At 54.7% G+C, this 13,993-nt stretch carries 12 protein-coding genes and 1 tRNA gene; 9 read left to right on the top strand and 4 right to left on the bottom strand.

Features of this window, described 5'->3' with window-relative positions; all coding sequences use genetic code 11:
• The first annotated feature begins 2 nt into the window (after positions 1 to 2).
• The 5 genes from O0S09_RS03055 (at position 3) to O0S09_RS03035 (ending at position 4,987) form a co-directional block, all read left to right on the top strand.
• Entirely contained in the window at positions 3 to 485 is a 483-nt protein-coding gene (locus tag O0S09_RS03055) for a NifB/NifX family molybdenum-iron cluster-binding protein (protein WP_268922460.1), read from the top strand.
• A 385-nt stretch (positions 486 to 870) separates the two neighbouring features.
• The gene (locus O0S09_RS03050) at positions 871 to 1,416 is read left to right on the top strand and encodes a hypothetical protein (RefSeq protein WP_268922458.1); all 546 of its coding nucleotides are present in this window, start codon (positions 871 to 873) and stop codon (positions 1,414 to 1,416) included.
• Positions 1,417 to 1,534: 118 nt separating this feature from the next.
• Positions 1,535 to 3,034, top strand: a complete 1,500-nt coding sequence (gene dnaG / locus O0S09_RS03045) for a DNA primase DnaG (protein ID WP_268922457.1) — start codon at positions 1,535 to 1,537, stop codon at positions 3,032 to 3,034.
• A 68-nt stretch (positions 3,035 to 3,102) separates the two neighbouring features.
• Positions 3,103 to 4,557: a cobyric acid synthase gene (locus O0S09_RS03040; protein WP_268922456.1), complete on the top strand. Its 1,455-nt coding sequence runs from the start codon at positions 3,103 to 3,105 to the stop codon at positions 4,555 to 4,557.
• A 79-nt stretch (positions 4,558 to 4,636) separates the two neighbouring features.
• Positions 4,637 to 4,987, top strand: a complete 351-nt coding sequence (locus tag O0S09_RS03035) for a type II secretion system protein E (RefSeq protein WP_268922455.1) — start codon at positions 4,637 to 4,639, stop codon at positions 4,985 to 4,987.
• 114 nt (positions 4,988 to 5,101) lie between these two features.
• Here the strand turns inward: O0S09_RS03035 and O0S09_RS03030 are convergent, their stop codons facing one another.
• Positions 5,102 to 5,671 (bottom strand): flavodoxin family protein, encoded by a 570-nt coding sequence (locus tag O0S09_RS03030; protein ID WP_268922454.1) that lies wholly within the window; start codon positions 5,669 to 5,671, stop codon positions 5,102 to 5,104.
• 225 nt (positions 5,672 to 5,896) lie between these two features.
• On the opposite strand from O0S09_RS03030, the gene O0S09_RS03025 reads away from it, so the two are divergent.
• From O0S09_RS03025 to O0S09_RS03010, 4 genes are all read left to right on the top strand, one after another.
• Complete coding sequence (locus tag O0S09_RS03025; protein WP_268922453.1) at positions 5,897 to 8,254, top strand: U32 family peptidase; 2,358 nt, start codon at positions 5,897 to 5,899, stop codon at positions 8,252 to 8,254.
• Positions 8,255 to 8,441: 187 nt separating this feature from the next.
• Positions 8,442 to 9,830 carry an MFS transporter gene (locus tag O0S09_RS03020; protein ID WP_268922451.1) on the top strand — a complete coding sequence of 463 codons (1,389 nt, stop codon included), beginning with the start codon at positions 8,442 to 8,444 and terminating at the stop codon, positions 9,828 to 9,830.
• Positions 9,831 to 9,862: 32 nt separating this feature from the next.
• Positions 9,863 to 11,266, top strand: coding sequence for an MFS transporter (locus O0S09_RS03015; RefSeq protein WP_268922450.1), 1,404 nt, complete (start codon positions 9,863 to 9,865; stop codon positions 11,264 to 11,266).
• Between the two features lie 30 nt (positions 11,267 to 11,296).
• Positions 11,297 to 11,713: a hypothetical protein gene (locus O0S09_RS03010; RefSeq protein WP_268922449.1), complete on the top strand. Its 417-nt coding sequence runs from the start codon at positions 11,297 to 11,299 to the stop codon at positions 11,711 to 11,713.
• A gap of 76 nt (positions 11,714 to 11,789) precedes the next feature.
• Here the strand turns inward: O0S09_RS03010 and O0S09_RS03005 are convergent.
• From O0S09_RS03005 to O0S09_RS02995, 3 genes are all read right to left on the bottom strand, one after another.
• A tRNA-Arg gene (locus O0S09_RS03005) sits at positions 11,790 to 11,861 on the bottom strand.
• Between the two features lie 74 nt (positions 11,862 to 11,935).
• A complete protein-coding gene (locus O0S09_RS03000) occupies positions 11,936 to 13,345 on the bottom strand; it encodes an aldehyde dehydrogenase family protein (RefSeq protein WP_268922447.1) in 1,410 nt (469 codons plus the stop codon).
• A 70-nt stretch (positions 13,346 to 13,415) separates the two neighbouring features.
• Positions 13,416 to 13,943 (bottom strand): hypothetical protein, encoded by a 528-nt coding sequence (locus O0S09_RS02995; RefSeq protein ID WP_268922446.1) that lies wholly within the window; start codon positions 13,941 to 13,943, stop codon positions 13,416 to 13,418.
• Positions 13,944 to 13,993: the final 50 nt, after the last annotated feature.

Raw genomic sequence — 13,993 nt, 5'->3', positions numbered from 1 at the left:
ATATGACATTAACAGAAACTTCCAACACGGAAAAGATTGCCATTGCCCGGGACGGCGGGCTGGTTTCTCCGCACTTCGGCCACTGCGAGAGTTACGCGGTCTTTCAGATAGAGAACGGGAACGCAGCCCGGCTGGAGGATCTGGAAAACCCCGATCATGAACCGGGAAAATTGCCGGTTCTTCTTGCAGAGGCGGGAATTACCACGGTCCTTGCCGGAGGTATCGGGCAGCGGGCACTGGCACTCTTTGCGGAGAGTCAAATAACGGTTGTACGCGGGGTGTCGGGAGATGTGGATGCAGCGGCAGCGGCGTATGCGGCAGGCACACTCGTCACCGGAGAAAGCTCCTGCACGCGGGGTGAGGAGGACTGCGGTCATCATCACGGAAATGGTGAGCACCATCATCATCACCACGGAAACGGTTCCTGCGGATGCCACAACGGAGAAGAGCACCACCACAGACACTGTCACTGTCACGACGAATAATCCAACGGCTGTCAGTGGTCTGCCATTCTCACTGACCCCTCTTTTTTCCGGTGTGCGGGATTTATTGCAGTTGAGACCGTATAGTGAGGTGTGCTGATATACGGCATGTGTTAGGCCCCCGGGTGACGAATACGCGGTCGCGGCGGATGATCCACGGGACAACACGGCATGCTACAGGCACCCCCCGTCCGGTCAAAGATCCATAAGGGACGGCAGCAGCCACCGATGCATGGACTCGGTTAACGACGGGGGACACGCTTCTTCTCTCCACGGTAGCCGTCAGTGCAAACCAATCCGGTCACCGTAAACAATATGTGATATGAAATAAGTAGTTTCATGTATTATGATGCGACGGGATTGCGCAGTTTCCCCCTCAATTGCAACCGTGCTTCTTGTCCTGCTTACTGTACTCATTGCTGCAATCCTTCTTCTGCTGTGCATGGGTATGATCAATTTTTCCATGGACACGTATGAGCCGGTTCCGGAAATTATCGCAATACAAGAGATACATCACGAAAATGAACAGAAAGAGATTACCTTGGCTGGTCGTCTCTATCTTGTCCATAAAGGAAGGGAGGAGAAGCCAGTGGTGGAGAGAAAAAACGGCAGATTTTCCTATGTGGTCAAAGAGTACGATCCCATCATTCTTTCAGACCATTCTGCCGTAATCTACGTGAATGGAATCAAACGGCACATCATTATTAATACACTTCAGGGGAGTGAATTCATTCCCACTCATCATTATGGGGTAGAGACACTTGGCGGGACCGGAGTTAGAGGTTATGAATGGATGGCAGGGGAATGGGCATGGCTAGACCTGAAGAACCAAATAATCACCGAAAATGCTGAGGTTACCCTTGAAATTATTCGCAACTCTGATAAGAAGGTAATCTCCCGATCTACGAAAACTGCCCCGTCGATACAGAGATAACCCCTTTTCCATACCTAAAACTTTGTGGTCGGTTAGTTTATAAACGTAAAGAGTACATATGGTATCTATCTATGGTTACCTATTACATTACCCATTCCAACCATGGAGGCTTTCTTACATGTACTCACCTGACACTACAAAGTATCTTATTCATATTCATATCGAGACAGAGGGGGTGGTCGAAAAACCCGACGTAGTCGGGGCTATTTTCGGCCAAACCGAAGGATTATTAGGCGAAGATCTGGATTTGCGCGACCTGCAGCGAAGCGGCAGAGTCGGCCGCATTGATGTGCAGATAACCAGCAAACACGGAAAGACATCCGGGGAACTCTACATCGCATCCTCTCTGGATCGTGCGGAGACGGCTATTCTTGCGGCATCTCTGGAGACCATCGAGCGGGTCGGTCCCTGCGTATCGATGATCAAAGTGCAGGGAATCGAAGACCTGCGGGCGATCAAGCGGCGGCAGATTGTGGACCGGGCAAAGGAGTTGCTGCTTGAATCCTTTGATGATGTGGGAATCTCAACAAACGAGATCCTCGCAGAAGTCCGTGAGTCAATCCGCGTGGAAAAGGTTTCGTCCGTCGGCGAGGAGCGGCTTCCGGCCGGTCCGAATGTTCTGGATTCGGATGCCATTATTATTGTTGAGGGACGGGCGGATGTTCTGAATCTGCTGAAGTGCGGTATCAAAAATACTGTTGCTGTGGAGGGAACGAAGGTTCCCCAGATTGTTGCAGACCTCAGCGTCAAAAAGAATGCCACGGTGTTTGTGGACGGCGATCGGGGAGGAGATCTGATTCTCCGCGAGCTGCTGCAGGTTGCAGATATTGATTATGTGGCGTTTTCTCCCCGCGGAAGAAGCGTGGAGGATATGTCCCGCAAGGAGATCGTGAAATGCCTGCGGAACAAGATTCCGGCAGATGTTCTGCGTGCGCAGATTATGCGTGATGGAGAGATTGCGGAACTGGTGCAGGAGCTGAATCACGCTGATGCGGCTGCGGAGACGGTTACGGTAGAGACGGAAGCAGTAATCCCGGTACCGGTCCCTTTGGATGAGCCGGCAGTACCGGCTCCCGCAGTTGTTCCGGAGGGAGGTTCAGTAGTACCGGAGCCGGTACCCGAACCGGTGCAGATACCGGTTCCCGCACCAGTAAAGGCTACAAGGACCCGAAAATCCACAGTGATTCCGGTTCCGGAACCGGAGGTTCCCGAGGCGAAGGAGGGGGAGGAGGTTCCGCTTGCGGCGGTTGCAACCATTACCGGTCTGGTGGAACGCACCGAGGCCGGGACACTGCAGACTGCCGCAGCAGCAGAAACACAGCAGCCGGTTCTGGTTGCTGAGCCGCGGACGATCAGTGAACACGCCGATTGGATGCGCCAGACTGGCCGGGCACGGGTGCTGACCGGTGAGGGAACAATCTACGGGGACTACTCGCTGTCCGAGATACGTGATATTCTGCCGAAACTGAAAGGAGATCTGGCCGGTATTATCATTGATGAGACGGTGAACCAGCGGTTTGTGGATATCTCGGCGGAGAAAGGAATGAAGTTTATTGTTGCCAAAAGTTTTGAGGGAATTGTCCGCCGTCCGGTTTCCATCCGGATGATTTCTTTATAATTCCGGTGGAATCTGTCGATACCACAAATCCCAATTCTTATTTTACCACACAACAATACGGGTACTTCATGTCTCTGATGGTCCTCGGGACTTCTTCTCATGCGGGGAAAAGTTCCATTACTGCCGGTATCTGCCGGATACTGAGCGATCGCGGTATTCCGGTTGCACCGTTTAAGGCGCAGAATATGAGCCTGAACTCCTATATCACTGAAGAGGGAGCAGAGATAGGTATCGCCCAGGCAACGCAGGCGTTTGCTGCACGGGCACGGCCGGTTGCGGAGATGAATCCGGTTCTTCTCAAACCAAAGGGTAATTCGGTTTCTCAGGTTGTACTGCTCGGTAAACCCTGGAAGGATACGAAGATCGGGGACTATTATCAGGAGACGGAGTTTCTGCTGAACGAGGCGGTTGCAGCCTATGACCGGCTGAAGACCGAGTACACAAATATTATCGTGGAGGGGGCAGGGGGTGCTGCCGAGGTGAATCTCTACGATCGCGATATTGCAAATATTCAGCTGGCAAAACGGCTGAGGATTCCGATTATTCTTGTTGCGGATATTGAACGGGGCGGGGTGTTTGCGCAGGTATATGGTACAATTGCACTTCTGCCGGATGATGTGCGACCACTGGTGAAGGGAATTGTGGTCAACAAGTTCCGCGGGGATGCGGAGCTGTTTGCGTCAGGCAGAAGAATCCTTGAGGAGCTGACGGGAGTTCCGGTTCTGGGGGTGGTGCCCTGGCTGAAGCTTGGGATTCCTGAGGAGGATTCGCTGTCGCTCGGTGATAAGGTCCCGGCCGTGCGGGAGGTGCGGGTTGCAGTTATCCGTTATCCGCACATTGCAAATTTTACGGATTTTTCGCTGCTTGAGGAGGCTGCGTCGGTTGAGTATGTACTGCCGGGGACGGAGCTTGATTCCTACGATGCGGTAATTCTTCCGGGTACGAAGAATACGGTGCGTGATCTTGCGTGTCTCTGGTCGTCCGGGGCGGCAGAGCAGGTGCGGGCGTATGCGAAGACGAACCGGCCGGTGATCGGTGTCTGCGGGGGGTATCAGATGCTGGGCGAATCGATCATTGATAATGCGATTGAGGGGGATGTGGTTGCGGAGTATGCGGGTCTCGGACTTTTGCCGGTTACGACGCGGTTTGATCGTTACGATAAGGTTACGCGGCAAGTGAGGCGGGAGTCGTCCGGGTTCGGGCCGGTTCTTTCACGGGTGAAGGATGCGGCAGGGTATGAGATTCATTCGGGACTGAGTACGGTTTCCGGCAGGACGGCGTTTGCGGATGAAGGAGCGGTTGATGCGGGCGGGCTTATCTTCGGGACGTATATGCACGGGCTGTTTGCAAACGCTGGGATGGTTGATGCGCTGGTAGGATATCTTGCGGAGCAGAAGAAGGTTGCCTATACGCCGGTGAGCGAAGCGGGCGATCCGTATGCAGTCCTTGCCCGGCATCTGGAGGGGTGCCTGGATGTGGAGCAGATTCTTGCGCTCGCAACGGGCTGTGTTCCGGCAGCGTGAGCAACACTGCAGCATCGCAGAGTAACGTCCTCACAACGGTTAACTACATCAGGGACTGGCACCTATCTAAAGAGTAGAGATGGCACTCAGGTTATCATTCACGCTGGATCCCGAACTTTCGGAGCGTATCGATCTGTTTGCGAAGAAACAGGACATTGACCGCAATGAGGCGGTGCTCCGGCTGATTGAGTCGGGACTGTTTCTGGCGGAGCAGAAGGGGGAGATGCCGCCTGCGCCAAAACGGGATTTCAAGGAGTTTGTGCGGATGCAGAAGAATGTGGATATGCTTCTGCGCAGTATGGATGAGGTGAAAAAGGAGGTGCGGGTGATGCATCATATGCTTAATCTGGAGGAGAGCCGCGAGGCCGGGGAAAAGTCGGCGGCGAAGCCGGCCGGGAAGTGGTGGAGCCGGCTGGATTTTACGAAGTAGTCCGGGATCCCGGCGCAGGTACTGGGGGGTGGTAAACCCCGCGGACTTTTTTTTCTGTTTTCTATTACGTACATACTGTTCCCGCGGGTGCGGTGCGGATATTTTTCTGCGGGGTTATCCGCGAATTTTCTGAATCAGAGATGCGACGTTCTCCGCAAACGTCCGCATGGTTGCAATACCTTCTTCGTCTTCGGCAACGGTTCCGGGGGCCTGACCAAAGGCAATGTTCCAGTAGGTTGAGCCGGGGACGGTCATGCCGCAGATGAAGTACATCATCAGCATTTCCTGTAATGTTGCGGTCTGACCACCGCGCCGTGCTACTACGACCGGGCCACCGACTTTGCCGGACATCCAGCCGCCGTTTGCACGCGAAACCATACCGACACGCTGCAGGAGGTTCATTACGTCGCCGCGGGCGGTTCCGAAGTATACGGGGGCGCCGACGATGAAGCCGTCTGCTTCGCGGATGTCGGGCAGCATATCATTGAGTCCGTCGTTTAATGCGCATCGGCCCAGTTTTCCGCACTGTCCGCAGGCGATACAGGACTGGATCGGGGTTCCCCGGAGGGTGAGTACTTTTGCGGTGAGGCCGGCGGATTCGATTGCTTCTTTGCATACGTTGAGGAGGTATTCGGTGTTTCCGTTCGCACGGGGACTGCCGGAGATTAAAACTACGTCTGCCATTGTACCTGACTGATTTGGTGCGGAGGATTATCAAATACGCGGAACTACCGTTTTGCACCGTTATTCCTGAGGGTGATGGGGAAAATTTCAGCGTGTTCGGTGTTTTCCCGCGAAGCGGCGAGCACGGGTCTGCCGTGCGAATCGCGGGATGATCAGGAATAAAGGTGCAGCGCCGTTTCCTCCTCAACCTATAACCTCTTGTACAACCAACATTACCCCACACCTATGCCGTCTGTTCCCGAACTCCTTGCACCTGCCGGATCCCCCGAAGCACTCAAAGCGGCCGTTGCCGCAGGAGCCGATGCCGTATACCTCGGAGGTAAAGCCTTCGGTGCCCGCCGGTACGCCGCAAACTTTGACCGCGCCGAACTCAGCCAGGCCGTCCTCTACGCCCATACAAACGGCGTCAAAGTCTATGTCACCGTCAACACCCTCGCCACCGATGACGAGCTGCCGGGAATCGCCGAGTACCTAACGTTTCTCTCCGAAACTGGCGTTGATGCAGTCCTTGTACAGGATCAGGGAATCCTCAGCATTGCCCGTGAAGTCGTTCCCGACCTGCCGCTTCACGCTTCCACCCAGATGACCATCCACAACACCGCAGGCATCCGGTTTGCCGCCGAACACGGCATCTCCCGTGTCGTCCTCGCCCGTGAACTCCCTCTCGAAGACGTTGCCGCAATCGGCGGGGTTGCCAAAGAATACGGCATAGAACTTGAAGTCTTCTGTCACGGTGCAATCTGCTACGCCTACTCCGGCCAGTGCCTCCTCTCCTCCGTCATCGGCGGAAGGAGCGGCAACCGGGGCATGTGTGCCCAGCCGTGCAGAAAACCCTACACCCTTCTTGCCGACGGCGACATCGTCCCCACTCAGGGAAACTATCCCCTCTCGCCCCGCGACCTCTGCCTCTATCCGTACCTCAAAGAACTCTGCGCCGCCCCCGTTGCTGCCCTCAAAATCGAAGGCCGCATGAAAACCCCTGAATACGTCGCCATCGTCACCGACGCCTACCGCCGTGCGCTTGACACCATTGCCGCAGGGAATGACTTTGAACCGGAACAGGAAACCATGGAAGATCTCGCTTTCGCCTTCAACCGGGGATTCACCAAAGGCTACCTCATGGGCGATCGCGGCACAACGCTCATCAACACCAAAAAACCTGACAACCGTGGCGTCTATGCAGGAGTTGTCAGCGGCGTTGACGACCGGCGCGGCAAAGTCATCGTAAAAATCGACGGCCCGATCCCTGACACCGGAGACGGCCTCGTCTTCCGGCTCGCAGGCCGCGAAACAGGTTTTGCCCTCAACAAAGAACCCTACCTCTTCCCGGAAGGAGACGCCTACAAAATTCCCGCACCGCAGGAAGTCCTCGTCGGCAGCGAACTGTGGATCACCCGCAGAATGAAAACCGAACGAAAAGCAGCTGCCATCCTTTCCCGTCAGCCACAGGGAAAAATACCGCTGGATATCACCGTCGGGGTAAACGAAAATGGTCACCTCGCAATCATCGGTCACGGAGCTGCCGTTGTCAGTGAAACACCCCTGCAGGATGCGCAGACCCGCCCCGTCACCGCCGAAGCCCTCGAAGCGCAGATCCGCAAAACCGGCGGCACCCCATTTGTCATCCGCAGCATCTCCATGAACTATGACGGCACGAAATTCCTTCCCATGGGAGCTATCAACGACCTCCGCCGCAGATTCCTTGCCGCATGCAGCGACGCCGTAACCGCTCCTCCGGTCCGGACGCACCGGCCGTTCGTTTCCAAAGGAACTGCTGTTCCCGAACAGACCGAACCGGTAATTCAGATTTACACCGACTCCATCGTCGCCGCCAAAGCCGCCCACTCTGCCGGTGCCGGGCAGGTTGTCTATGAAGGCACCGAGGAAATTTACGACACCCCGGTCATCTACAAACTCCCGCGAATCCTGCATGAAGAAGAGCTTGCCAAAACCCTTGCAAAACTCCCCGCATCCGCCGCAGGTATCATGGTGGACGGTGCAGGCATCGCAGAAGAGATCAAAGGCATCCCCAAGTACGGAGGTTCCGGTCTCAACATCACCAACGCCCGCTCGGCAATCGTATACGGCAAAACCTGCCGTCAGATCTGTCTCTCGCCGGAACTTTCCGGAAAACAGATCAAATCCCTCATAGAACACCTTGCCGCCTACACCCGCCCGCCGAAGACCGAGGTCATCGTGCAGGGAAGTCTTGAGGTCATGATTACCCGCAACTGTATTCCCGCAACCGCACTCGGCTGCCGGAGCTGCAACCAGTCATGGGCACTGAAAGACGCAACCGACAGAATCTTCCGGGTCAGAACCGATCCAAACTGTTGCAGTCATATCCTGAACGCCGCAGAAATCTGCTTAATTGAGCACATCGGAGCACTCGCCCGTTCCGGAGTGTCCGTCATCTCCATTGACGCCCGCGGCAGATCCCCGGAATACGTGCGCAGAATGATCTCCCTCTACACTGCGGCTCTGGAAGGGGAGAATCCAAAAGAACTCAAGAATCAGATCCGGGAAATCGCGTCCGGCGGAGTCACCGCCGCCCATTATCTCCGCGGTGTGGAAACATCCTGATGTATTTATAGCATGTAATCCATAGTAAATACGATCGCGGATCAACATCTGATCATATTCCCTGACGGGGCATCCCGCGATATACAAACACTCTCACTGGCCGTAAGACCGGATGCCGGGTCCAGGGAACCTTTTCAAAACGAAAAGTTTCCGCGACATGCGGCTGTGCAGTTGGAAACGGGATCAGATGGACAACAATCAAATCTATACCGGACGCAAGCTTTTGGTGATTCTTCTTGCGGTAACGCTTGCATCATTTTTAACCCCCATCTACACCTCAATGGTGAATATTGCAATTCCTGCCATCGGCGAAAGTTTTGCCGTCCCCGCAGAAACACTTGCCATGCTTTCCACGGCGTACCTGATAAGTTCCGTCGTGTTTCTTGTACCTGCGGCGCGGCTCGCCGACATCTTCGGTCTGCGGAAAGTGTTCGTGGGTGGTCTCTGCCTCGCCGCTCTTGCCGCGTTTACCGCCCCGTTCTCAATCTCCATCGGGATGTTGCTCGCCTGTCAGGTAGTGGCAGGCATCGGATTTGCCTGTGTTATCAGTAACGCAATTGCACTTCTCTCGATCGTGTATCCGCCCTCACGGCGCGGGGCTGCCATCGGTATTGCCGTTGCGGGCGTATATCTGGGCCTGACCGCAGGTCCGCTGATTGGCGGGGCGCTGACCTCCGTTCTCGGTTGGCCGAGCATCTACGTCTTTGTACTGCTGCTCTGTCTTGCAACCGCCGTGATGGTCCGGTTCTCGATCCGTGCGGAACTGTTTACCACGCCCGGCCAGCCGTTTGATCTTCGCGGATCGGTGCTCTACGGCGTGATGGTGCTCTTCCTAATGTTTGGTTTAATCAATCTGCCCGATCCGCTTGCCGTCGCAGGTCTCGTCTTCGGTGTGGTTCTTCTGCTGATCTTCATCAGTTTTGAGGCAAAAACCCGTTATCCGGTGTTTCCCGTCCGTCTCTTCACCGAAAACCGCGTGTTTGCCCGTGCCAACATAACAACCATGATCAACTACGGTGCAACGTTTGCGGTCAGTTTCTTCATGAGCCTGTATCTGCAGGTAATCGGTGCCCTGACACCAATGGAAGCAGGTTTTGTGATGATCGCCATGCCGGTGGTGCAGATGATATTTTCCCCGGTTGCCGGCAAACTCTCGGATACGATCGGCGGCAGAGTTCTCATGACCACGGGTCTTGTAGTAACCGGTATCGGCATGGCAATGTTCGGGTTCATTGGAACCGAGTACAACCCGGCCGCGATTACTCTCAATCTCGCGGTGATCGGGTTCGGTATTGCGCTGTTTGGTGCGCCGAACACCAATCTCGTCCTCGGTTCGGTAGACCGCCGTGATAGCGGCAGTGCAAACAGTATTCTGGCAACCATGCGGCAGATGGGAATGGTCATCTCCATGGCCGCTGCGACCTGCTGCATCATCCTCTTCACGGGGGCAGGGGCGGAACTCGGCAGTAATCCCGGCGGTCTTGTTGCCGCAATGCACCTGACGTTTGCCCTTGGTGCGGTACTGTCCTTTGCCGGGGCAGTTGTCGGCTGGACTGCGGTTCCGGCAAAAAGATAACCATTATTGCCGTTCCCAACCGACAAAGAACTATGACAGCGGCATACCAGTATACCACACGCGAGATGCGTATGGTGCTGGTCGCCGCAGCCCTTGCTTCGTTTCTCAGTCCGTTTCTCGGTTCGATGGTGAATGTGGCAATTCCTGCTATTGGTGCGGCTTATGTTGCAACCGCCGAGTCGCTGGCGATGCTTTCCACGGCCTATCTGATAAGCTCCGTGATGTTTATGGTGCCGGCCGCACGGGTTGCGGATATTGTGGGCCGGAAAAAAATATTTCTGACAGGAATTTTTCTTCTTGCGGTATCTTCGGTTCTTGCGCCCCATTCCCCTTCGATTGAGGTTTTAATTCTCTGCAGAATTCTGGAAGGTGTCGGTGTTGCGGCAATTACGAGCAACTCGATTGCACTTCTTTCCGCGGTGTATCCGCCGCAGAAACGGGGAGCGGTTATCGGGTATGCGGTGTCAGCGGTGTTTCTCGGACTCACCGCAGGGCCGATCCTCGGCGGGGTTCTGACGCAGATGCTTGGATGGGAGAGCATCTTCTACTTTGTTGTGGTGCTGTCGGTGTTTACGTTTGCGGCGGTATGGTTTTCCATCTCGCACGACATCCGCGAAAATGCAGGTGAACCGTATGATTATACGGGAACATTTGTGTATATGCTCCTTATTACTGCGCTGGTGTTCGGCCTCATCAATCTGCCGGAACTCTGGGCGATCGGGCTGCTTGCGGCAGGAGTTGTGGTGGTTCTTCCGCTGTTTGTTCTCGTGGAAAAACGTACGCAGTACCCGGTGTTTGCGCTGCGGCTCTTCTCCGGCAACCGTGTGTTTACCCGGGGCAACCTTGCAACGGTGATCAACTTCGGGGCGACGTATGCGATCAGTTTCTTTCTGAGTCTGTATTTACAGTTCGCGGGAATGCTTACGCCGATGGAGGCCGGGATGGTGCTGGTTGCCATGCCGTTTACCCAGATGATCTTCTCACCGCTTGCGGGCCGGATTTCGGATACCATTGAGCCGCGGTACCTGACTTCCGCCGGTATGCTGCTGATGGCAGGAGGGCTTGCAGCCCTCCTGCAGCTCAGCGCTGTGCTGGACCTTCCGATGCTTCTTGCAACCCTTGTTCTGATGGGTTTTGCCGTGGCGCTGTTTGCTTCGCCGAACAATAATATGATCCTCGGTTCGGTACAGCGCCGGGAGTACGGAAGTGCGAACAGTATTATCGGTACGATGCGGCAGATGGGGATGGTGCTTTCGATGGGACTGGCAACCTGTTTTATCTCGATCTTTCTTGGTACCGCCACCGAGATGGCAGGAAATCTGGACGCATTTCTTTTGGCCATGCATCTGTCGTTCTCCTGCGGTGTGGTGTTCTGCCTGATTGCTGCTGTATTGTCCTTTTCTTCCAAGGCTGTGTCCGTGACGGTATCCAAATAATTATCCGTATCCAGCGAGAATTGTTTTCTCATGAGATTTCCGATGATCGTTCTCCTGTTGGTTGTTGCAGTACTGTCTGTCGCAGCCGCCGGCTGTGTTTCGCCGGACACTCCTGCCGAACCCGCGCCGACTCCTGTACCAACTGCAACGCCCGTGCCGACCTTTTCTCCTGACGGGATTACGGAGGAGGGAACACTGAACGCCGCAGGGTACGGGACGCAGGAGTTTCCCCGCGTGCTGATGAAGAAAGGACCGGTAACCTTCCACGCGACCTTTGACGGCCCCCGTACGTTCACGCTTGACATTAGCCTGCACGGCGCCGAGGTTGAGCAGGTGTTTTCCAAACGCGGGGCGTTTGATGAGACGGTAACGATCGATATCGGTTCGACCCAGTATTATTATGTGACCGTGACAGGTCTTGGCAACTGGACGGTTGTCCAGAGCTGAACCTTTTTTATTTTTTTAGAGATGTCTGTCAGTTGCAAAACATCGGTATCATGCAATCATTCAAAAAAAACAGCTACGTCCCGGCTGGGACTTGAACCCAGGTCAAAAGCTCCGCAGGCTTCTAGGATATCCTCTACCCTACCGGGACTAACGCACCTATGTGCTCTAATACATTAGAGCAATATCAATATAAATCCACCGTTTCAATTTTCTGCCAAAAAATCAGAGGCCGATGAGAATACTCTTCGGCTCGGTGTACTCATAGATGAACTCGCGTCCGTTCTCCCGTCCATATCCCGAATTTCCGGTACCGCCAAACGGGATTTCCGGCGGCAGAATCAGATGCCGGTTCACCCAGACCACACCGGATCGTATCTGTTCTGCTGCCGTGCAGGCAGTCGTTATGTTCTTCGTCCAGATGGACGCGCCAAGTCCGTAGGGTGTGCTGTTTGCAATCTCGACCGCTTCGTCCAGCGTTGCAAACGGTATCACAGGCATGACCGGTCCGAAGATCTCTTCAGATACCGCGTCCGGCGACACATCGGAGAGAAGGGTCGGCGCGTAGAAATTTCCGGGACCCTCCTGTTTTTTTCCTCCGAAGATGAGTCTGCCGCACTCTTCCTGTACAATCCGGTCAACGGCTGATGCAACTGCATCGCGCTGTCCGGGATTGTTCAGTGGTCCCATGTTAACTTTTTCAAGACCGTTGCCGACGACAAGTTTTTCGATTGCAGCCTTTGCTTTTCTCACGAACTCATCGACACAGCCCGCATCCACCAGAATTCTTTTTGCCGAGGTGCAGACCTGTCCGCAGTTGTAGAACCGGTTCCGCACTGCGCCTGCAACCGCCGCATCAAGGTCTGCATCCGCCGCCACGATGAAAGCATCGTTCCCGCCGAGTTCCAGCGTGAGTTTTTTCAGGGTCGGTGCTGCCGCAAGAGACACCGCCCGCCCCGTTGCAACCGAGCCGGTGAAGGATACATGCCGGATGTCTGCGTTGCGCACAACTGCGTTGCCGGCCACCGCTCCGCTGCCGGTAACGACGTTCAGTGCGCCGCCCGGAACCCCGGCAGCAGTCAGAAGTTCCGCCAGACGAAGAACTGTCAGAGGTGCTGTTTCCGAGGGTTTTACCACGACCGCATTTCCGCAGGCAAGAGCCGCACCCGCTTTCCATCCGAAGATAATTGCGGGCATGTTCCAGGGAACAATTGCCCCGCAGATGCCGAGCGGCTTTCGTACCACGTTCATGTATCCGTACTTCGGCAGAACCGCGGCATCACCTCTGATGCTTCCGGTCATTGATGCGTAGTACTCAAAAATGTGGGCTGTTCCCAGAATTTCGTCCTTTGCTTCGCGGAACGGTTTTCCCTGTTCCGTGGTCAGAAGTGTTGCCAGAGTATTTGCTTCCTCCCTGATAAGCGCACCTGCTGCTATCAGGATGCGTGATTTATCCGCCTGACTGACTCCTGCCCACTTTGTCCGGGCGGTTTCTGCTGCCGCAACTGCTGCTGCGACATCGTCCGCGTTTCCGGCGGGAACAGTATCGATCACGGTTCCTGTTGCCGGATTATAGACCGGAAGGGTACTTCCTGAAAGACTGTCACGACCGGAACCGTCAAGAAACATCTGCATAGATAATGTTATTTGATCGAAGAGTGTTTAGAGGTGATCATCATGGCAATACCCGTTTGCAAAAAAGGGATTAATAGTAGCCGAATCCCCGCTCAATCACACGGGTGTTGTTGTAGGTTTTGGTAAACGAGGCCGTAAATGTAATCTGCGGAATCGTGACTGCAAACTCCTGTTCCGGATACCAGTAGGTGTTGTCTCCGTAGCTCATTGCAGCGTTGGATACCGAGATGATTGCTTTTTCGTTATCCACATACTGGAACACGATCTCCTGCGTCTGGCCGCTGGTCGGGACAGGGGGGTTGATGATTTTCAGCAGCCGGTTTTTCAGATCCTGTTTGCCGAGCAGGAATACCAGAAATGCAATCCACGGGTCAATTGAGTAGTTAACCGTATATACAGCATTTACTCCCTCCAGTTTCACGTCCACGGAGTTTACGGTAATGTAGCCGTAGTGGTTTGACAGTTCGGGACTTTGAAACAGGACGAAACGCTGTGTTTCCGTTGCGGTCGGCTCCGCTGCCGCTGCAGCGCCTGCCAGTACCGGCAGGAGAACAAACGCCGCCGCCAGAATGATGGCAATATCCCGCTGTCGTTTCATCGTAATTATCAGTATTGTTGTTCTTCTCAATATTCTTTCCTGTCAAAAAA

The organism is Methanocorpusculum vombati (genome assembly GCF_026891935.1).
In the GTDB taxonomy this organism is placed as follows: Archaea; Halobacteriota; Methanomicrobia; order Methanomicrobiales; family Methanocorpusculaceae; genus Methanocorpusculum; species Methanocorpusculum vombati.
Note: the sequence above shows the minus strand (reverse complement) of the source record. Positions and strands in the feature narration are given on the sequence as shown.

Excerpts from the sequence above, each read along its gene's own strand:
- O0S09_RS03020 (WP_268922451.1), top strand. The coding sequence starts at position 8,442 with ATGGACAACAATCAAATCTATACCGGACGCAAGCTTTTGGTGATTCTT.
- dnaG (WP_268922457.1), top strand. The coding sequence starts at position 1,535 with ATGTACTCACCTGACACTACAAAGTATCTTATTCATATTCATATCGAG.
- O0S09_RS03015 (WP_268922450.1), top strand. The coding sequence starts at position 9,863 with ATGACAGCGGCATACCAGTATACCACACGCGAGATGCGTATGGTGCTG.
- O0S09_RS03030 (WP_268922454.1), bottom strand. The coding sequence starts at position 5,671 with ATGGCAGACGTAGTTTTAATCTCCGGCAGTCCCCGTGCGAACGGAAAC.
- O0S09_RS03000 (WP_268922447.1), bottom strand. The coding sequence starts at position 13,345 with ATGCAGATGTTTCTTGACGGTTCCGGTCGTGACAGTCTTTCAGGAAGT.
- O0S09_RS02995 (WP_268922446.1), bottom strand. The coding sequence starts at position 13,943 with ATGAAACGACAGCGGGATATTGCCATCATTCTGGCGGCGGCGTTTGTT.
- O0S09_RS03040 (WP_268922456.1), top strand. The coding sequence starts at position 3,103 with ATGTCTCTGATGGTCCTCGGGACTTCTTCTCATGCGGGGAAAAGTTCC.
- O0S09_RS03010 (WP_268922449.1), top strand. The coding sequence starts at position 11,297 with ATGAGATTTCCGATGATCGTTCTCCTGTTGGTTGTTGCAGTACTGTCT.
- O0S09_RS03035 (WP_268922455.1), top strand. The coding sequence starts at position 4,637 with ATGGCACTCAGGTTATCATTCACGCTGGATCCCGAACTTTCGGAGCGT.
- O0S09_RS03025 (WP_268922453.1), top strand. The coding sequence starts at position 5,897 with ATGCCGTCTGTTCCCGAACTCCTTGCACCTGCCGGATCCCCCGAAGCA.
- O0S09_RS03055 (WP_268922460.1), top strand. The coding sequence starts at position 3 with ATGACATTAACAGAAACTTCCAACACGGAAAAGATTGCCATTGCCCGG.